The organism is Dysgonomonas sp. 511 (assembly GCF_010501105.1).
GTDB lineage: Bacteria > Bacteroidota > Bacteroidia > Bacteroidales > Dysgonomonadaceae > Dysgonomonas.
The window spans coordinates 74,065-93,571 of the sequence record NZ_QVMQ01000002.1; the positions used below are offsets into that span (position 1 = coordinate 74,065).

21 protein-coding genes are annotated in these 19,507 nt (G+C 42.6%); 9 read left to right on the plus strand and 12 right to left on the minus strand.

The annotated features are described in order from the left end of the window. Positions 1-6 precede the first annotated feature (6 nt). Positions 7-720, plus strand: a complete 714-nt coding sequence (locus D0T57_RS01235; protein ID WP_163270056.1) for a hypothetical protein — start codon at positions 7-9, stop codon at positions 718-720. Between the two features lie 2 nt (positions 721-722). On the opposite strand, the gene pgeF is transcribed toward D0T57_RS01235, so the two are convergent. From pgeF to D0T57_RS01250, 3 genes are all read right to left on the minus strand, one after another. Then, positions 723-1,535 carry a peptidoglycan editing factor PgeF gene (gene pgeF / locus D0T57_RS01240; RefSeq protein WP_255490455.1) on the minus strand — a complete coding sequence of 271 codons (813 nt, stop codon included), beginning with the start codon at positions 1,533-1,535 and terminating at the stop codon, positions 723-725. After that, a complete protein-coding gene (obgE, locus tag D0T57_RS01245) occupies positions 1,532-2,719 on the minus strand; it encodes a GTPase ObgE (protein WP_163270058.1) in 1,188 nt (395 codons plus the stop codon). Before obgE ends, pgeF begins: the two co-directional genes overlap by 4 nt. A gap of 558 nt (positions 2,720-3,277) precedes the next feature. After that, positions 3,278-3,448 (minus strand): hypothetical protein, encoded by a 171-nt coding sequence (locus D0T57_RS01250; RefSeq protein WP_185154605.1) that lies wholly within the window; start codon positions 3,446-3,448, stop codon positions 3,278-3,280. Positions 3,449-3,640: 192 nt separating this feature from the next. On the opposite strand from D0T57_RS01250, the gene D0T57_RS01255 reads away from it, so the two are divergent. Genes D0T57_RS01255 through creD form a run of 3 tightly spaced genes read left to right on the plus strand, consistent with a single transcriptional unit; the run spans position 3,641 to position 5,973 of the window. Further along, positions 3,641-4,246 carry a hypothetical protein gene (locus D0T57_RS01255; RefSeq protein WP_163270060.1) on the plus strand — a complete coding sequence of 202 codons (606 nt, stop codon included), beginning with the start codon at positions 3,641-3,643 and terminating at the stop codon, positions 4,244-4,246. Positions 4,247-4,248: 2 nt separating this feature from the next. After that, entirely contained in the window at positions 4,249-4,548 is a 300-nt protein-coding gene (locus D0T57_RS01260; RefSeq protein ID WP_163270062.1) for a transcriptional regulator, read from the plus strand. 60 nt (positions 4,549-4,608) lie between these two features. Next, positions 4,609-5,973 carry a cell envelope integrity protein CreD gene (creD, locus tag D0T57_RS01265; protein WP_163270064.1) on the plus strand — a complete coding sequence of 455 codons (1,365 nt, stop codon included), beginning with the start codon at positions 4,609-4,611 and terminating at the stop codon, positions 5,971-5,973. A 77-nt stretch (positions 5,974-6,050) separates the two neighbouring features. On the opposite strand, the gene D0T57_RS01270 is transcribed toward creD, so the two are convergent. After that, positions 6,051-8,564 carry a TonB-dependent receptor gene (locus D0T57_RS01270; protein WP_163270066.1) on the minus strand — a complete coding sequence of 838 codons (2,514 nt, stop codon included), beginning with the start codon at positions 8,562-8,564 and terminating at the stop codon, positions 6,051-6,053. A gap of 190 nt (positions 8,565-8,754) precedes the next feature. Next, complete coding sequence (locus D0T57_RS01275) at positions 8,755-9,159, minus strand: DUF6249 domain-containing protein (RefSeq protein WP_163270068.1); 405 nt, start codon at positions 9,157-9,159, stop codon at positions 8,755-8,757. Positions 9,160-9,316: 157 nt separating this feature from the next. Between D0T57_RS01275 and D0T57_RS01280 the strand changes: the two genes are divergently transcribed. Next, positions 9,317-9,871: an RNA polymerase sigma factor gene (locus D0T57_RS01280; protein WP_163270070.1), complete on the plus strand. Its 555-nt coding sequence runs from the start codon at positions 9,317-9,319 to the stop codon at positions 9,869-9,871. Continuing rightward, positions 9,868-10,251: a hypothetical protein gene (locus D0T57_RS01285; protein ID WP_163270072.1), complete on the plus strand. Its 384-nt coding sequence runs from the start codon at positions 9,868-9,870 to the stop codon at positions 10,249-10,251. Before D0T57_RS01280 ends, D0T57_RS01285 begins: the two co-directional genes overlap by 4 nt. Before the next feature lie 80 nt (positions 10,252-10,331). Here D0T57_RS01285 and recA read toward each other — a convergent pair whose 3' ends face one another. The 4 genes from recA to D0T57_RS01305 all read right to left on the minus strand — a co-directional run bounded on the left by recA (position 10,332) and on the right by D0T57_RS01305 (position 13,245). Then, positions 10,332-11,357: a recombinase RecA gene (recA, locus tag D0T57_RS01290; RefSeq protein WP_163270074.1), complete on the minus strand. Its 1,026-nt coding sequence runs from the start codon at positions 11,355-11,357 to the stop codon at positions 10,332-10,334. Between the two features lie 33 nt (positions 11,358-11,390). Continuing rightward, the gene (gene bcp, locus D0T57_RS01295; protein WP_163270076.1) at positions 11,391-11,852 is read right to left on the minus strand and encodes a thioredoxin-dependent thiol peroxidase; all 462 of its coding nucleotides are present in this window, start codon (positions 11,850-11,852) and stop codon (positions 11,391-11,393) included. Between the two features lie 22 nt (positions 11,853-11,874). Further along, a complete protein-coding gene (locus D0T57_RS01300) occupies positions 11,875-12,420 on the minus strand; it encodes a hypothetical protein (RefSeq protein ID WP_163270078.1) in 546 nt (181 codons plus the stop codon). Positions 12,421-12,666: 246 nt separating this feature from the next. Continuing rightward, the gene (locus tag D0T57_RS01305; RefSeq protein WP_163270080.1) at positions 12,667-13,245 is read right to left on the minus strand and encodes a TIGR00730 family Rossman fold protein; all 579 of its coding nucleotides are present in this window, start codon (positions 13,243-13,245) and stop codon (positions 12,667-12,669) included. Between the two features lie 108 nt (positions 13,246-13,353). On the opposite strand from D0T57_RS01305, the gene D0T57_RS01310 reads away from it, so the two are divergent. Both D0T57_RS01310 and D0T57_RS01315 read left to right on the plus strand, forming a co-directional pair. Continuing rightward, positions 13,354-13,845: a surface-adhesin E family protein gene (locus tag D0T57_RS01310; protein WP_163270082.1), complete on the plus strand. Its 492-nt coding sequence runs from the start codon at positions 13,354-13,356 to the stop codon at positions 13,843-13,845. A 46-nt stretch (positions 13,846-13,891) separates the two neighbouring features. After that, entirely contained in the window at positions 13,892-15,643 is a 1,752-nt protein-coding gene (locus D0T57_RS01315) for a hypothetical protein (protein WP_163270084.1), read from the plus strand. A gap of 47 nt (positions 15,644-15,690) precedes the next feature. On the opposite strand, the gene D0T57_RS01320 is transcribed toward D0T57_RS01315, so the two are convergent. From D0T57_RS01320 to D0T57_RS01330, 3 genes are read right to left on the minus strand one after another with little or no spacing between them, the layout of a single operon-like run. Then, the gene (locus tag D0T57_RS01320) at positions 15,691-17,241 is read right to left on the minus strand and encodes a hypothetical protein (RefSeq protein ID WP_163270086.1); all 1,551 of its coding nucleotides are present in this window, start codon (positions 17,239-17,241) and stop codon (positions 15,691-15,693) included. A 39-nt stretch (positions 17,242-17,280) separates the two neighbouring features. Beyond that, positions 17,281-17,661, minus strand: a complete 381-nt coding sequence (locus tag D0T57_RS01325) for a YccF domain-containing protein (RefSeq protein WP_163270088.1) — start codon at positions 17,659-17,661, stop codon at positions 17,281-17,283. A gap of 51 nt (positions 17,662-17,712) precedes the next feature. Then, positions 17,713-18,525 (minus strand): MBL fold metallo-hydrolase, encoded by an 813-nt coding sequence (locus D0T57_RS01330; protein WP_163270090.1) that lies wholly within the window; start codon positions 18,523-18,525, stop codon positions 17,713-17,715. A gap of 369 nt (positions 18,526-18,894) precedes the next feature. On the opposite strand from D0T57_RS01330, the gene D0T57_RS01335 reads away from it, so the two are divergent. Beyond that, a complete protein-coding gene (locus tag D0T57_RS01335) occupies positions 18,895-19,419 on the plus strand; it encodes a DUF4924 family protein (protein WP_163270279.1) in 525 nt (174 codons plus the stop codon). Positions 19,420-19,507: the final 88 nt, after the last annotated feature.

A 19,507-nucleotide genomic window follows, 5' to 3' on the forward strand; every position in this document is an offset into this window, starting at 1 on the left:
ACCATAATGATAAAACTACCCCCCTTATTATTCATTCTCTTAACACTTTCGTACTACTCAAACGCACAGGCACTATCCATTGAATCGCAAGCAATATCCACAAAGCTTCTGAAACCATACCCTGCATTAAAGGAGGAGGTTGCCAACAAAAGGAAGTCTTTCTATTCAGCCTATCAAAAAACGAATAATAAGGATAGCATAATAAATGAAGCCCAAATGTACCTGTTGGCGATTTCCGACGATTTCTTCCACTCGTGGTACAATACTCCTTGGGATTTCAACGGGCATACACGCACTCCGCAAAACGGGGCTATTGCCTGTGGCTATTTCATTTCTACCACCCTCCAGGATATGGGGTTCAATATCCCCCGTATAAAGTGGGCGCAGCAAGCATCGGAGTATATGGTAAAGAAGCTTTCTGCGGAAAAAGATATAAAGCGTTTCCACAAAAGTCCGATGAGCGAAGTAGTCGATTACCTGAAACAAAAAGGCGAAGGCCTGTATATTGTCGGGCTCGATTGCCACGTGGGCTATATCTACTATCGCGATGGCAAGATGTCTTTTGTACATTCCAACTATTACAAACCTAAAACCGGCGTTATGTCGGAACCGCTGATCGGCAGGAATCCACTAAACGACTCCAAATATAAGATAATAGGGAAAATATTCGACAGAGAAATGGTTCTAAACTGGGTATTGAATACCCGATATACCGAATAATATCAACCGACCAACACCCCTCCCGTAATCATCCTGCCGGAGTGTACGGTTTGCCTCCGTGCCGAAAAGAACTTATCGGGGTTTGAGTATGTGCACAGCCCCGCTTTCTCTATATTTTCCGGAAGAATACCGGCAGATAACAACGTGAGTTCGTTCACTCTCTCCAAATCTATATGGGCTTTGCCTGTATCCTTGTTTCGGTAAGCGATGTCTTCGAATGCAAATCCGGCAGATAGGAAAGCGTCTACAACCTCTTCTCCCACCTCGAAATGCTTCTGTGATATGCACGGGGCAATACCTGCAAGTAGGTCGCTTTCCTTGCAGCCAAACTGCTCAACCATTGCTTTTGCCGTACTTCCGGCTATCTTCAACACCGAACCTTTCCACCCTGCATGGATGGCGGCAAATACATTCTGCACAGGGTCGTAAATAAGGATAGGAACACAGTCGGCAGTAGTTATACCAATGCAGATATTCTTTTGATTGGTAATCAGGGCGTCAGCACCGTTCAAAGCCTGAATCTTTTCGAGGTCGCTCTTTTGCAGAAATTCCTCATTGATAACAACCGCCTTATCCTCATGCGTTTGATAAGGAACATATATGTCCTCCTCCCCTATGCCGATTATTCCGGCTAAACGCTCCCTATTTTCCGCAACATGATCTATATCATCGCCGCAATACATGCCCAGATTGAAGGTCGCATAGTTGCCACCGCTTACCCCACCCTCTACGGTTGTTGTAAAATGTAGTAAAGATGGATATTCCGATAGCTTATCGAAGCTTAAAAGATTGTCAGACCCGATGGCTCTCATCATTCATCATCCTTATCACCAGCAAAGTCTTCTCCCTCTTCGTAGTAAAACTCAGGGTCGAAACCTTCTTCTTCCTCGTCCCAGTCTTCTTCTTCATAATCATCTTCCGGCAGGTCTTCGTCATCACCACCTTCGAAACCGAGCGATTTGATGTCGAGATTTCGGTGCGAGATGGTAAACGACTTCTGGTATTCCCCGTCAGCATTCAGCTCGCGCCAAAGCAGGTCTTTCAGTTGTACGATGTTGTATCCTGTTATAGAAGAAATGAATATATGAGGTACTTGCGGCAGGTCTTCTTCGAGAGCCTCCATCAACTCATCGTCGAGCATATCGGCTTTAGTTATTGCCAACACTCGGCGTTTGTCCAATAACTCGGGGTTGAATTGTGCCAGTTCGTTGAGCAATATCCTGTACTCCTTGTGTATATCGTCCGAATCGGCAGGAACCATAAACAGCAATAAAGAGTTGCGCTCTATATGGCGTAAGAAGCGAAGCCCTAAGCCTTTGCCCTCGCTCGCCCCTTCTATAATACCCGGAATGTCGGCCATTACAAACGATTTGTAATCGCGATAGCTTACCATTCCTATCTTTGGTTCTAATGTAGTAAACGGATAGTTGGCAATCTTCGGTTTTGCAGCCGAGACCACCGAAAGCAATGTGGATTTACCTGCATTCGGGAAACCAACTAAGCCGACATCTGCCAGTACTTTCAACTCAAAGATAACCCGCCTTTCCTGATACGGTTCACCCGGTTGGGCATAGCGCGGAGCCTGATTGGTCGGAGTCTTGAAATGGTTGTTGCCACGTCCGCCGCGACCACCTTTCAACAGTACTACTTCCTGCCCGTCTTCGGTTACATCGCAAAGGTATTCGCCCGTTTCGGCATCGTAGGCAACCGTTCCGAGCGGCACTTCTATGATTTTCGATTCGCCGCTTTTTCCGGTACTCAGCCTACCCGACCCGCTTTCGCCATGTCCGGCAAGAATATGGCGCTGGAATTTGAGATGGAGCAACGTCCACATATTGCGGTTGGCACGCAGGATGATGTCGCCCCCGTGTCCTCCGTCACCCCCGTCGGGACCGCCTTTTGGGATATATTTCTCACGACGGAAATGGGTTGAACCGCGTCCGCCCTTACCCGAGCGGCAGTATATTTTGACGTAGTCTATAAAATTCGAATCTGCCATACTTTACTTTGTTTTTCCGGAAAAAGTAACAAAAGTAACACTTTTTCCATATTTATCTGTTGTTACTTTTTCGCTCTTGCTTGCAGGTTTGCTTCCCTGTAATCAGCGACTTATATTAAAAAGGTAACAAAGGTAACACATTTTACCGGTTTTCGCACTGTTACTTTTTGTATATTGCATTATTACTAAATCTTATAGATAAAGTTTGTGGAGAATTATCGGGTAAGATATCGGTCGGAAAGCATAAATGCAATAATAATGTCAATCAGTAGTTAAATTATATGTTCTTTTTTATACTGCGCGCAATCAGAGATTGCTTGCGTTCCTTTTGGCCTAAGCCCCAAAAGGAACCAAAAACTCTTTTGCGCCTCGCTTAGCCGTACGACCCACTTTGCGCTTTGCCGGCTGAATGAAGTGAACTAACAGCAAGCCTTTTGTTGGCTTAGCAAAGTTGCATAACAGCACCCCCACTTCATTCTACGCCGCCTGCATCGCGTGGGTGCCCCGTACGCAAAGCTAATGGCGCGGGCTGACGCCAGACAAGGGTTTGCGACAATTCTAGTCGTGCGCCAGCGGATGTGCATTAGTTCCGCAGGCGGGAACCTGTCCGGTGAAGGCGGCATAGAAAGGGATGGGGCAAAGCCCGTTTATCCCTTTCAGCCGGCAAACCGATGGCAGGTCGCCGAGGAACGAAGCACTAGCCTTTTGCTCCCTTTTGGGCAATGCCAAAAGGGAGGGCAAGCCCAGGAGGGCGCGGCAGGATGAGCTAATGATGAAATGTTTAACTCAAAATTGCTTTTATGCAGTATAAAAAAACGATTTTACTATTAGATCCCAACTGCTGATTCGCAATAATAATAAGAATAGACTATTGTATTATTCAAATTATTACACTTACTTTGCATTTCAAAGTAGATGTTTATGGAAACAAAGCTAGACGATATAAAGCATATCCGTTCTATGATGGAACGGTCGAGTAAATTCCTGTCGCTTAGCGGCATGTCGGGGGTTTCGGCAGGATTGTTCGCCTTATTGGGCGCCGGCGTGGGGCATCTGATCTTGTCGAAAGTATATACTTTCACAGGCTCGCTGCTCTACGATTTCATCATACTGGCAGTGATCGTACTGGTTTTAGCAACGTCCTCAGGACTGTATTTCAGCCTGAAAAAAGCTAAAGCAGACGGCTCTAAATTCTGGATGCCTGTAACAATCCAGATATTGAAGGATTTTGGAGTTCCGATGGTTGTCGGCGGACTGTTTTGCATCATCCTCATATTCCAGAACGCGACGCGCATGGTTGCAGCTACCATGCTTATCTTCTACGGGTTGTCGCTGATATATGCAGGGGCACGCACATACAGGGATATAAAGATGCTTGGAGCATGCGAAATAATACTGGGGCTCTTTGCCGGCATTTTTGTTTACAACGGATTGTTATTCTGGGCATTGGGATTTGGCGTACTACATATATTGTATGGCATAATTATGTATTATAAATATGACATGAAGTCGGTTAAAAACGGTTGACTATGAAAGATTTGATTTCGGGACTTAACAAAGTCTTCGACAGCCGTGTACGACTAGGTATCATGTCGGTGCTGATGGTCAACGATGCTGTCGATTTTAATACGATGAAAGAATTGCTGGATGTTACGGATGGCAACTTGGCCAGCCATCTCAAAGCTCTGGAAAAAGAAGGCATTGTAGAGGTGAAGAAGCAGTTTATAGGGCGGAAACCGAATACATCGTACAAGGTAACACAGTTAGGCGAAAAGCTTTTTAAAGCACATATCGACGCTCTGGAAAGATTGATTAATCCTTTATCATAATTTTTTTTATTTACACACTTTGAAACTCAAAGAACTTTTACATATTAAATTTTAAGCTTTATGAAAACAAATGTAGACATGATTTTTGTCAAAATTATTGTAGTTGCTATCATGGCTGTGCTTATGCTGCTACCTATCAACCTGATACAATCGCTGATAGAAGAACGCGAAGAGAATCAGCAAGTAGCCCAGGACGATATAAACACAAAATGGGGAGGAGTGCAAAAACTGACAGGCCCTGTACTGGTATTGCCATATCGCGCAGGCACAGACAAGAACCAGGCTCCGATAATAGGCTATGCTTATTTCCTGCCCGAAAGTTATCATGTGGAAGGCGATGTGAAGACAGAAGAACGCAAACGCTCTTTGTTCAAGACATTAGTATATCAGTCGGATCTCAAAGTCAGCGGAAGTTTTACCAAGCCCGATTATACAAAACTGAACATAAAGGACGACGCTGTCATGTGGAACAATGCTTTCATCCTGATAGGGATACCCTATCTGCAAGGGGTAAAGAACAAGCTTGTATTCAATGTAAACGGGCAACCTCAGATGGTGCAACCGGGAGTAAAGGCTAACTCGGTCATCGAATCGGGCTTAACCGTAAATGTCGCGTTGAATCCGCATACAGAAGAATACAAGTTCGACTTCAACCTTGCCCTCAATGGCTCGGATGGGTTCTATATTTCTCCGATAGGGAAAGAAACTACCGTCCATCTCAAGTCCCTGTGGAATACGGTTTCGTTCGATGGCGATTTCCTGCCGACCAACAGGGTGATAGACAAAAACGGGTTCGATGCCCGCTGGGACGTGTTTGATTACAATCGCAACTATGTGCAAATGTGGACAGGAACAAATGATCAATTAACAGGCTCATCATTAGGCCTTGAATTTAAATTCCCCGTAGATAAATACCAGATGACGATGCGCTCGGTGAAATATGCCATTATGTTTATTGTATTGACATTTGTTGTGTTTTTCCTTGTTGAACTATTGAGCAAACGCCGGATTCATCCAGTACAATATCTGCTTGTAAGTTGTGCCTTGGTGCTGTTCTATAGCTTGCTACTGGCTATATCGGAGCATTTGAGTTTTTCGCTCTCGTATTTGATATCGGCCTCAGCTACTACGATATTGGTAACTGCATATTCGTCTACAATGTTCAAAAACCTGAAGCAGACTATGATTATGGGCATATTTTTCGTCGGGCTTTATACCTACCTGTATATAATACTGCAACAGGAAAATATGGCTCTGTTGTTTGGTGCAGTAGGCTTGTTTGTCGCTTTGGCAATCGTGATGTTTGTTTTGCGCAAGGTAGAATGGTATAAGCCAAAAGATGCCGAAACCGAAACTGCGAAAGCCGCAGATACCACTCCAATACCTCCTTCGGAACAAGAAGCCACCGGCCGGATAGATGAATAACAGCTTTTGACAAATAAAATCAGGGAAGCCCTTTCTGTAATAAGAGCTTCCCTGACTTTTGTTAAAGGTATTACCTACTACTGTCCTTGTCCTCCTCCCTGAACTCCGCCTTGCCCGCTTTGCTGGCCCGACGACATAGCATCATCATTGTTAATGCTGCGTTTAGTCTTCTTTATTTGTGCCTTCATTTCCCCGAAGCGGAACGAGATAGAGATACCAAACGCCCTCATACGCTGTGTATTAGTATTTTCCGAATACAGGTTCCAGGCATGGCGTTCATTCTTGAAGTCTCTCTTTCCCATAAAAGGGTTGCGGGCATGCGCCTGTATTGTGAGTTTATCGTTGAGAAAGCCTTTGGAGAGTGATAAGGTATGGAATGTAAATGACGATCCCTTATTTTCTAAACTGATGTATGGGCTAAATACTCCTCCGTTGGCCGATATACGGAACGATTTAGGCAGCGAATACTGCACTCCCGCATACATATTGCCCGAAAAGCCATTATTAGACAAGCTTCCCTTATTTTGTGGCAGTGCGGCATCTTTGTTTGTCTGTATATCAACATATCCTCCCGACAGATTGGAATAAATACGCAGTTTGTCGGTCGCTGACCAGTTCACATATGCCGACAACTGAACGTTTTTACGCTCGCCGATATTGCCGTATGTAGTGGTATTCACCCCGCCCTCCGATGTGGTGATGTCTTCTATGCCATTGTTGCTGAAATTGTACGACATATTCATATTCAGGTTGAGCTTCCTGCTGAAATAACCATAGTTTACGTTCAACGAGTGGGTTTTCACAGCATCCAGTTCAGGATTACCTACAACTATAAAGTTGGGATTGGACGAATTGACGTATGGGTTCAGCTGCCCTATTCCCGGGCGCGAAATCCGCATATTGTAGCCCAACCGTATATTTTGTGCCGGTTTTAGCTGGTAGGTAACCGTAGCCGAAGGAACCAGGTTGGAATAGTCGGTTTTGAAATTCTGTTCTGCACTTAATGGAAATTCGGCATTAAGCCATGTTGCTTCGTAGCGTAAGCCTGTTTTAATTCCCCATTTCTTAAACTTGGCGCTATATCCACCATAGGCGGCAAGGATATCCTGCCTGTGCTCAAATTCGCTGGAACTTCCTTTGGGCAGTGTTTCCCAACCCGAAGCCCCCAGAAAATCGTAGCCACTATTGCTCTGATTGAGGCGGATAATATATTTAACCCCGGCTTCTACATTATGCACTTTGCCAAACGGAGTAACGAAATCGGTCTGAAAGGTATGCTCTTTCATATCGGCATCGGTATATTGGCTATTGGTAACGGCTGTGGCAGGAAGCTCGCCCTCTCCATCCTTTATCTCTACATCGGCATTCGAATCGCTCGGGCTGTAACTAAACCTGTACGAAGCGGTCAATAGCTGGTCTTTCTTCTTGAAAGTGCGCTGGTAATCGGCATTTACGTCCGTACCTCCATATACGTTCTTGCTTTTGCCCTGCTGCCTGTAATTATACAGCAAGTCGCGCCTGCTGTCGAGCATTTGGTTAAACCAGTCGGAACGGGTTCGCGAACTTCCTTCATAACGGTTATAGCCGATATTAATGAGGTTGAGGGTATCTATTTCGTAACTCAATTCGCCTGAGCCATACTGCCCGTTTCCATTGCTCTTCGAAGCCCCGTTTTGAGTAAAGTATTTACCGTCGTCCATGCCGGCATCGAAGAACTCGGTATATGATTTATAATCGGCTTGGGGCATACGCCATTTATAATAATTATAGTTGCCTGTAAAGCCTATCTTGCCTACCTTCATCGACAGGTAGCCTCCCAGCCCGAATCCTCCACGGTTGTCGACACGCGAATTGATAGTGGCTGTATAGCCTCCCATCGACGTGTTTTTTTGCGTGATGATGTTTATTATCCCGGCAACGCCTTCTGCATCATACTTTGCTCCGGGATCGGTTATCACCTCTATATCTTTTATGGTATTGGCAGGCATACTTTTGAGCACATCGGTGGGATTGCTCGAAATCATATTCGAGGGCTTGCCGTTGAGGTATATCTTATAATTGGACGATCCTTTGAGCTGTATCTTATCTTCTCCGTCGACAGTCACCATAGGTACTTTGCGCAACATATCCAACACATTATTTGTCTTCGATTCGGGATCGTCTTCCATGCTATATGTTATCTTATCGAGGTCTACTTTCACCAAAGGTTTTTGTGCTGTAATAACCACCTCCGACAAGGCTTTGCTATCGTCGGCGAGCAGCAACTTGCCCAGGTCTATAGTCTTTGTTGTGCCTATTTCCAGATTTTGCACCAGGGTTTTCTTTCCTATATACTCTGCCTGGAGAATATAGTTGCCCTGCTTGTTGAGGGAAAAGCTGAAATTGCCATTTTCGTCGGCGGCAACGGCTTTCGCCAACACCGAGGGCTTGTTGCTATCCATCACTTTGATAGTAGCGAAAGGAATGGTTTCGCTGGTAAGAGAGTCAATCACCTGCCCCTTTACCTGTACACTGACAGGCACAGAATGCTGGGCTTTGGCTATTGATACGCCAAGTATCAATACGACCAATAAGAAGATACGAATTTTCATAGGATTGTGCGCATTAATTATAGTTACTTATTCACACTTGACGCTATTATTAGTTTTTTATCACTATCCACCTCTGCTTTTCGTTTTTTTTAACAAAAACAATCTTTTTACCTCAGATATTTTTTAAACAGAAAAAAAGAGCTACCACTTTTCATGGTAACTCTCGGAATAAAAACCTAATAAACAATCGTTACTTCGCTTTCCGTCTTTCTATGAAATAAGCTGTGACCAGGCCTACACCTCCGAATACAGATGCACATGCCAGATAGAGCACAGCAATAGCATTGCGGAAATCATGGTATTGTTTTTTTTCCAATATCAAAGACGGGGTAGCTACCATATCGACAACAGATGCAATGGTAACGCCCAAGCCTATGCCAAGCAGCAGCAACCCGATACGGATAGTCCACGAACCACCGGATTCTGTCCTGAAAAACGGCACGGACTTCATATCGCCTAATGCTGAAAAATTGAAACCTTCCGACATTTTTTCTATCATCGCCATCCTTTCCTTACGTCTTACAATCAGTTCGAATATCTTGTAGGTAAAGTAAAAGAACGCAACACTAACAACCATAGGAATTAAATTAACCATATCTGTAAATATTTAAAAAGTTATACAATCTGTTTTGTTTCTTTGCCTATTTTGACGCAGCATCTACCCGATGGTTACAAACTTTTCCGAAAAAAATTGCAGAAATATTTTTTTTAATAATTTTGTAACCTATGTTATATTACTGCGTCATACAGGTATGACTGATTTCAACGACATTCTCCACGTGCGCAGAGTCATAGATGGGCATACCAACGACTTTGTATATATTGTGCGCCGATATGAGAAAATGGTATTTACCATTGTCAATAAAATCGTTGCCAACCGAACCGAAGCCGAGGATATTACGCAGGAGGTATTTATAAAGGTATTCAAGTCGCTGGATAAGTTTCGCGAAGAATCGAGTTTTGCCACATGGCTCTATCGTATAGCCTATAATGTGACCATATCGGAACTCAGGAAACGGAAATTTCACTTTGCTACTTTAGAAGACAACTCGGCAAATATTCCCGATGACGATACTTCATATAATACCGGAGAAACATCGAAAGAGGAACTGCTGAAATATCTCGACATCATACTCAAAAAACTACCACCCGGCGATGCGTTACTAATCACAATGTACTACATGAACAACCAAAGCATGCAGGAAATAGCCGATATCACGGGACTATCTGTATCGAATGCCAAGATAAAGTTGTACAGGATAAGAAAAATAATGAACTTTGAACTAAATAAACTCATACAGCAATGAAAGATCACGACAAAGACATATTCAAGAGTTTATTCGAACATACCGAACTGGATGAGCCCTCTGCAAGCTTCGAAAGCAGGCTGATGAAACAAGTCCGTATTGTATCAAAGAAACAAAAGAGAAAGAAGCTGATAGTAAACATATTGGCTACCACGGGAGGTATAGCCGCAGCGATAATAGTTACAGTTTCTATTTTCTCATTCTTCGATTTATCGGTCAATACAGATCCGGATCACTGGGAACAACTAACCGCAAGCATACCGTCATTGCACTTCGACCCACTGATAACTTCCATTGGGGCAATATGCATGTTGCTACTGATGGGAGATACCCTCATACGCAGAAAAATATTCGACCGAAAGCAGGATAACAACAAATAAAAAATCTTTTCAAACCTCTACCTCTTACGGATAGATAGTTTGAAAAGATTTCAATACTTAGCCTTGCGCGATGGCAAGTTCTATTTTTTGTCCTTCAGTGCTGCAAATATTAAAGTTTCAAGCTCTTCGGCAAGTTCCGGGTTATCTTTTACCGTATCTTTGGCTGCTTCGCGGCCTTGCCCCAACTTTGTATCTTTGTAACTGTACCACGCACCGCTTTTCTTGATAATGCCAAGATCGGCTCCCAGGTCTATTATCTCGCCCGCACGGGATATACCCTCGCCATACATGATATCGAACTCTGCTTTGCGGAAAGGAGGTGCTACTTTATTCTTCGCTACCTTCACCCTTGTTTGGCTACCTTTCACTTCGTCGCCGTCTTTCAACTGCCCGATACGGCGTATATCGAGACGTACAGAAGAATAGTATTTCAGGGCATTACCCCCAGTAGTTGTTTCCGGCGAACCAAACATCACACCTATCTTATCGCGAAGCTGGTTGATAAATATACAAGTGGTGCTTGTCTTATTGATTGCTGCTGTCAGCTTACGCAAAGCCTGTGACATAAGGCGGGCTTGCAATCCCATTTTAGAATCACCCATTTCGCCTTCGAGTTCAGCCTTAGGAGTCAAGGCAGCTACCGAGTCGATAACTACAATGTCTATGGCCGACGATCGTATCAGTTGTTCTGTTATTTCGAGAGCCTGTTCACCACTATCGGGCTGCGAAATCCATAGGTTTTCGATATCTACACCCAGCTTTTCTGCATAGAAGCGGTCGAAAGCATGTTCTGCATCAATAAAGGCTGCTATACCTCCGGCTTTTTGGGCTTCTGCTATGGCATGTATTGCCAAGGTGGTTTTACCAGACGATTCGGGCCCATAAATTTCGATCACCCTTCCGCGAGGATACCCCCCTACTCCAAGTGCTGCATTCAGGGCTATCGAGCCTGTTGGTATTACAGCTATTTCGTCGATTTTGTCGTCACCCATCTTCATGATGGAGCCTTTGCCATAGCTTTTCTCTATTTTGTCCATTGCAGCTTGCAGGGCTTTCATTTTCTCTGCATTAGGCGCTGCTTTTTCTTTCTCTTTTTCTTCTGCCATTCTTTTTTTTACCTGTTGTTATTTTCTGTAATTCTACGATTGTTGCAATATTTGCTGAGCGTGCTCTTTTGTTTTTATCTGTTTCGGCCCGATAATGTCTTCTATAATGCCCGATTCGTTGACGATAAAGGTGGTACGGAACGTGCCCATATACTTTCGTCCGGCAAGTGTCTTCTCGCCCCAAACGCCAAAAGTCTCTACCAGTTTCTTGTCGGTATCGGCTATCAACGGAAAGGGTAATTGCTGCTTTTCGATAAACTTGCGGTGCGATTTTTCATCATCGACACTTACACCCAATATCTGATAACCGGCCTTACGCAAAGATGAGAAATTATCTCTGAAACTGCAAGCCTCGGCTGTACATCCGGGAGTATTATCTTTGGGGTAAAAATACAGCACTAATTTGGAACCGGCATAATCCGATGCTTTTATTTCGTTCCCGTCCTGATCGTTACCTAATATACCGGGTATCTTGTCTCCTATCTTCAACGCCATTGTTTTATAGCTTGTTTTTATTTTACTGCATACCTGTTCTCGCCGGCTTCCCGGTTTCGTATGTATATTTTACCTGCCGCAAATGATTCCGTGCCTCTATTCCCTTGTTGGTAGCATCATTAAATGCCTGGTAAGCATCGTAATATTCGTTCAGGTCTGAATTTGCATTGGCTCCCAAGACTCCCATTTTTTCCAGCGTTTCCACTTTTTCGCGTACAGCTTCGAGATAAGTCAAAGTCGCCTGCTTGTACTCTTCGCCATCGGCAAATGGTTTTTGTCTGGAAACCAACTCTTTGATATGTGTCAATTGCTCTAAATAAGGGGCGGCACTTTTGTTCAGTATCTTATGGTCGAGCCTTTCCGACCATACTACCTGAACGGCGTTTTCGTATTCACTATATATGCTATCCATCTCATTTATCTTGTCCATTATGTAGAAAGTATAAGATGCCCTGCTCGTGACAGCTTTACGTTTTGTTGTTTTTTTTGTCACTCTCTCTGTTTTCTGGGCGTGCATAGGCCCCACAATACCCAATAGGGTAATAAGTAAAACCAAAGGTAATCTCATGTCGTCTGTCGTTTGTATTATTATTTTAGAGTCTATTTTAATTTTATAGTAAATCTTTTTTATAGCTATTTTTAGATAGATTTTATGTGTTTTGCTCGCTGGTTTAGCGGGCTAAACCGAGAGGAAAATGTGGAAAATACGCTAAAAAGAGCATAAAAAAGTTGCTAAGAATCATACTAAAGAACCTATAAGAAATATTTTCGCTAAAATTTAAACAGGCTCTTAATATCGTCAAAAAAAAGGAAATCAGCTTATCGCTTCAAACCAGTTGTCGTTCTCTACCGGCTCAAACATTTCCAGTTTGTCCAAAAGCCTGCTTATATCATCTTCTACTATCAGTAGATTTTGGTAATCATTTCTCAAAAATCCGTTGTCCTGCATCTTTGCTGTCATTTCTACCAGAGGGGTGTAGTAGCCCTTCACATTCAATAGCCCGATAGGTTTCTTGTGAAGCGCCAGTTGCGCCCATGTAAGTATTTCGTATAGTTCGTCTAGCGTACCATATCCTCCGGGCAGTGCGATTACAGCATCAGAAAGCTCGTGCATCAATGCCTTACGTTCGTGCATGGTATCTACGACGTGAATTTCGCTCAAACCGTCAAATTCAATTTCCTTCTTTTTCAGGAACTCCGGTATTACCCCTATGACTTTACCTCCGGCCTGCATTGCACTATTGGCTACTGCACCCATCAGCCCAACGCTCGCACCGCCATATACAACACCATATCCACGTTGTGCCACACATTGCCCCAATAATGAAGCCTGTTGCATAAATATGGGGTCGAAACCTGACGATGAACCGCAAAATACAGATATATTTTTCACTTTTATTTCTTTATTCCAACAAAGATAATAATATTAACTATAAAGTTTCTCATAAAAAATAGGATTAAACTCTATCTTTGTTCAGTAAACTAAATTAACCGGTAAATTATGAATAAAAAATATTTATACTTCATTGCATGCTCGCTAATCTTAGCCACAGGCTGCAAATCGGTACAGACAAAAAGCAATGCTAAAAACATTGCCCAATGGTTTAATGTAGCAGTAACCGGATCGGAAGAAATATACGTCGATACGGCAAATATACGGCAGGAAGGTGCAATATCGTATGCCCGGGAAAAGAGGGTGTATATTACATCTAAAGGACGAAAAGCATATGTGAACAGGATAAGGTATGAATTAGCAAAAATAAACAAGGCCGAAAAAGCCGAAAAATGGAACGATTTCAGCTATTGCATATACGACTGCCTGTACGAATGCACCAACAAGCGGTTCAGGATACTGAGTGTAGAGGATTATGACTCATCGGGAAAGCTTATTACTAAAACCAAGCCTGCAAAGGGGATTATAAAATGGCTCAATGTAGAGCCGGAAACGGTAGGCGACCACACCTTTTTCTTTGTGTGCGACTACAACCAGTAAGTATATGAAACAAAATGCTTATCTTTGCAGGATAATTCGGAGATAAATGCTTGCTGTAATATTATCGTGGATAATTATTTCTATAGTATTCCTTTCGGTGGGAGACTTGTTCATTTCACTCTATAACAAACTTTGCAAAAGACACGAGGAATACGGACTGACGGACATTTTCGTAGTGGGAATGTGTGTTGCGCTTATACCTGTTTCATTATTGTCGTTGTGGTTGCCTACCAATGAATATACACTGTTGGCATTCGTTCTTTTCGGCCTGCTATATGGCATCGTGAAGCGAAATCGCCTGCGGCTGTTATGGGACAGCATAAGAGAGAAAAAGGAACACTACGGTATATTGCAATGGCTTGTTTTCCTGATACCAATCGTAAGCCTGATACTGGTCATTGTGTGGCAGGTGGGAGTATTCGACTCGCTATATTACCATCAGCAAAACATACGGTGGAATGAAGAATATTCCGCAGTACCGGGGCTGGCTAATCTGGAACACCGTTATGGCTTCAACTCCAATTACCTGTTACTATCTGCCCTTTTCAGTTTCAGATTCCTTTTCAGTGAGGCTGTGTATAGCCTGCATGTGCTGGTGTTGGTTTATGTCTTGTGCTGGATAATAAAGGAAATAATACAATCGGGATATGAGATAAGGCGTGTTGCCCTCTTACTGATAATGACAGCCTATATATTCACTTTCGGCTATACATTTACAGCTACATCGACCGATGCAATACCCAATGTAGTTGCTTTTTACCTGATAGCAAAGCTTTTGTTGTATCCCGAAAGATTGAAAAAAGATATACTTTTTCTGATTTTTGTACCGGTGGCAATGGTAACTTTCAAGTTGTCGATGTTGCCATTGTGCCTGTTGTCTTTATACCCTTTATACCTTTTACTGAAAGGTAAAGATTACAAGCAGCTTTCTTTCATACTACCGTCGTCGATTATAGTCATTGCATTGTGGTTGATACGGAATGTAATAATAACAGGATATCTGATATTTCCGCTCCATCAAATCGACCTTTTCTCTGTAGACTGGAAAGTACCGGAGGATGTGTTGATTGCCGAACGCGACTTTATATACTGGTGTGGCGTACGCTCTTTCAACGATATGCTGGAATGGCTTATAAACTGGCAATTCTGCCTGTCGGGGCTGAAAGAGTGGCTGTTGTGCTTCCTGTATATAGGAGGGATAGCTATATCTCCATTTCTTACGATATATGCTTTTGTGAAAAAGAGGTATTTGAGCAGGAATATTTTTTTCATTTACCTCACATTGCTGGCATTGCTCGGCTTGTGGTATACCGGAGGACCCGACCCGCGTTTTATGGGCGGCATCCTGTTTGTCGTCATCTTCTACGACATCTTCCTGCTTTTATCACTGAAAGAAGAAAAACGATGCCCGAAAACAGGTATTTTGGTCCTTACCGTTTTTTCGCTGATAATGCTTTACTGGCCTGTAACACGTACGCTGCGCTTTACGCAAATGTTTTCGCTCAGCAACGACCGGCAAGATGCCCGCCCTATGTGGAATACACTGATCAGACAGTACCCGTATAAAGAGCTATTGAAGTCGCAGCACACTTATGTAGATGCCTTTTATCCTTATCAATTGGGCAGACTGACCATATACATCAGCGAATCGCCGGAACTGCCGTACGGCAGGTTTGTATGCTTCGACGAGCCGTTTCCCTGCACGGTAGAAAAGACTCCGATATCGATGAAATATCTCGGACTAGACGAAATAGAAGCCCGGGGAGAAAGTTTGCAGGATGGCTTTAAGGCAAAATAAAAACCCGGAATGGCATCCGGGTCTTTTCTCTTGCTATTATCAACTTTTCATTTCAATGGCCTCCTGAAGAAACCTATAAAGTTGTTGTAAGACGATTCGTAATACATCTTCGAAAATAGCTGATCGGTCATCAATAAATGCTCATCAGCATATTTTACATTCATCGAAACCTTGTTCAAACAATTTTCGGGCGCATCGGCCGACCCATAACGCGAACATTCCCTCAGGAAGATAAAGAAACGGGAAATATTCTTAGCTGCCGACAGGCGGTACTGCACTACCAGATATTTGTCGTTAAAGATAATAGCATCTTCTTTCTGCGGTGCATCAATAGCTTTCTCGCATATCTCAACTACATCTTCGAGCCTGTTGCCTATACCGGCATAAGCTATAACAGGCAATTCCAGCATAGAAGACGACTCCAAATTGTTTACAGCTTGCAGGTAATCGTCTTTTGACACCAGATAATACACCTCTCCGGCATACTTCTCATGCCTTACTATCAATACATAATTATTCTCCTTATAAGTAAGGTTGCGCATTTCGTAGCGTCCTACTGTTTCGAAATCGTACAGGTGGCTCTTATCGTTCACCCAATCTCCGTCGGGGGTATGATACCAACCCTGAATCCCTCCCAAGGCAGCAATAGGAGCAGACAGGCGGGCTCTTTCCCTGTTCTTCCTGTCCAAAACAAGCTCCTCCTCTACAATAGTATCGGACAATGCCTGCCCGGCATCTGCTTGCGAAACACTGATAGGAGTAGTTGTATCATCCGGTTCTGTTACGTTAGCCGACCGGTCGGCAATATCATCCTCTCGGGAGCCTTGTTGTGGCAAAACTGTATTGCCAACCTGAGCAACAGTGGCTACAGGAGCTACCGCACCAAGATCAAACTCTCCTTTCTCTTCTGCAACCGATGGGGCTGGTAACAATATTTTATCGAAATCAATATATTTCACTTCGAAATAATTATCCAGAAGATTCCCTTTCGTCTCCGAGAATTGTTCCGGCAAACGGAAGCGGACTACATCTTCGTTGTCTACATGTTGGGCATTGACGGCAAAGCTATATTGCTGCTGGTTGCTTGCAGACAATATTTGTACCATTTGCTTAAATAGCTTCTGGGGAGTAAAGTCACCGTCGTTATCTGATATATATCCGTAATAGGTTGACGATATCGCCTTTGTCTCGGCATTTTTTTTCTTTACTGAGGCTACAAGCCCGGCATAATCTTTTTCGGTGATAAAGAAGAAATGTACGCGCCGCTCGTTCTTTGTTTCAGATACATTCATCGCATTCTCATACAACACAGCGTATATAATCCGGTTGTTATGCTTTAGCGATACGAACTGTAGCCAATTGAAATTCTGAGGAATACGGCCTCTGTTAGCGTCATTCACCTGACTATCCGAAATCACATTTGCATTGGATATCCAATTACCTGTTATATCCTGTTTCCATCCTGTAGCACTGCGCAATTTCTCCGATTGTGCTGTTATTTGCAACTGCGGATTGTTGTTCATCCTGCTTTGCCCGGTTATCTTACATGCAAGGGACAAGGCAAAGAAAGACAAAATGTAAAATTTCCAGTTTTTCATTCCGTAAAAGTATAGTTTGTGTTAAATCATTGTAATATATCAACCAAAGACATTTTCAATCTTCTTCCCGAAAGGTACTAAAGCCAGATGAATCAGCTTGAAATGTTGCTTACCAAATGGAATACCCACTATTGTTATACAAAAGAGTACACCCCAGAATAGATGAGTGAGAGCTATCCAAAATCCTCCTATAACAATCCATATTATATTCATTACCAGACTAAGACATCCCGATGACGTCTCACTTTCAACAACTTTACTACCAAAAGGCCACAGGGCAAGTACGCCCAGCTTAAATGCCTGAATTGCAAAAGGTATGCCTATAATAGTTATCAACAAGAGAAAGCCTGCGATAAAATATTCTAGCGCAATCATAAAACCTCCGAATATAACCCATATAATATTTCCCAGTGTTTTCATTCAATCCTTTTATTTTGATTATTAAGAGAAGTAAAAATACACAATTTGATCCTAAACAGAAATAAAGTTGCCATTTAATCTTTTCACTTTGCCTTTCTCTTTTCTTACATCGTGGCAATAAATAAGAGTATATCCGTTATCAGCAGCTTCCGACAAAAACCTAAGTTTCTCGTTCAAAGAGGATAAAGCACAAATATCATAGGCTGAAATCCACTCCAGGGCAACATGGGCAGCAGTTGGTATTAAGTCGCCGGGGAAAGTATATACCTCGCCGTTCATATTTGCATATACCACTATTTGCCCCTGGCTATGCCCGTCGAACAGCCTTAGATGAATATTCTTGTCCAGCAGGACATCTTCGTCGATAAGAGCAAGCTTGTTATTGTCGGAAAGAAACTGTATGTCTTCCTTAAAAACAGAAGCGGCTTCCAACCGGTTTGGGTTCAAACAATTATCCCATTGTTTCCGGCTCAACCAATACCTAGCATTAGGAAATGAAGGAGATATCCTGCCATCGGCTTCCTTATGGCATACATAGCCGCAATGGTCGAAGTGCAGATGGCTAAGTATGACATCGGTTATATCCTCATTCTTTAGCCCATATGCAGCCAATTCGTCAGACAGATTTATATTATTATGGGGTTGGTAATAAGGGATTTCATGTAAACGATTGGGATCTATCCCGGTATCTACCAATATTTTCCTGCTATCGGAAATAAGCAAAAGGCAACGCAAGGCCAACCGGCATAGATTATCCTCGTCAGCACCATACTTCCTTTGCCATGCCCTTTTGGGTATAGCTCCGAACATCGCCCCGCCATCGGCCATAATAAAGCCTGTGTTTATTATTTTTATGTCAAACATAGTGCTAATATACAAACAATGGGGAATAGTTATGCAAATTTTGACCAAAAGCTAAAAAAGAGACGGCTTAAAAAAAAGAAGAGACGGTTTCACAACCATCTCTTCCCGGACCTTAACACTAATATAAAACTAACATATACTATGATAAAAAACAGGTACAAAAAATCAACTAAACAATCTATCTAACACACTATGAAAAAAGTAAATTCGTGCCTGTCTTTGATACTTAAACAAGGCTGGCTCCGGTTTTGTTCACACCTTAAACTAATTATTACTTATTATTTTAACAATCAATCGTATTTTAAGATACTATTCTCCCAACAATAATAGGGATATTAGCTATTTTTGTATAGAATTAATTTTATGAATATGCTTATTGCTCAACAATTAAAAGAAGAAAACATCGGCGAATACCTGCTCTATATGTGGCAGATAGAAGATATGATACGTGCCTACAAATTCGATATAGACGCTATAGATAAAAACCTAATATCGAAATTCGTACAACCAGAAGAAACTATAAAAGAAATCAGGGAATGGTATATGCATCTGATAGACATGATGATGCGTGAGAACATCCAAGAGAAAGGGCATTTGCAAATAAATAAGAATGTTATAATTACACTCACCGATCTTCATCAGAATTTACTTCGCTCGGCAAACGAAACAGAGTATAGCCAAACTTATTACAAGACTCTCCCGTTCATTGTCGAACTCAGGTCAAAATCGCCGGAAAAAGATGTGCCGGAGATAGAAACCTGTTTCTCTGCCCTTTATGGATATTTGTTGATGAAGTTGCAAAATAAAGAAATTTCTGGCGAAACACAGGCTGCCATTTCGCAAATCTCTTCGTTCTTAAGGTTGTTGTCGGCTAAATATAAATTAGAGATATAATCATTGCCCCTATGATTTAAATACGAGAATCTCCGGATAAAAGCACAGAAAAGAGACTTATCCCATTCCTAGGATAGCCTCTTTTTAT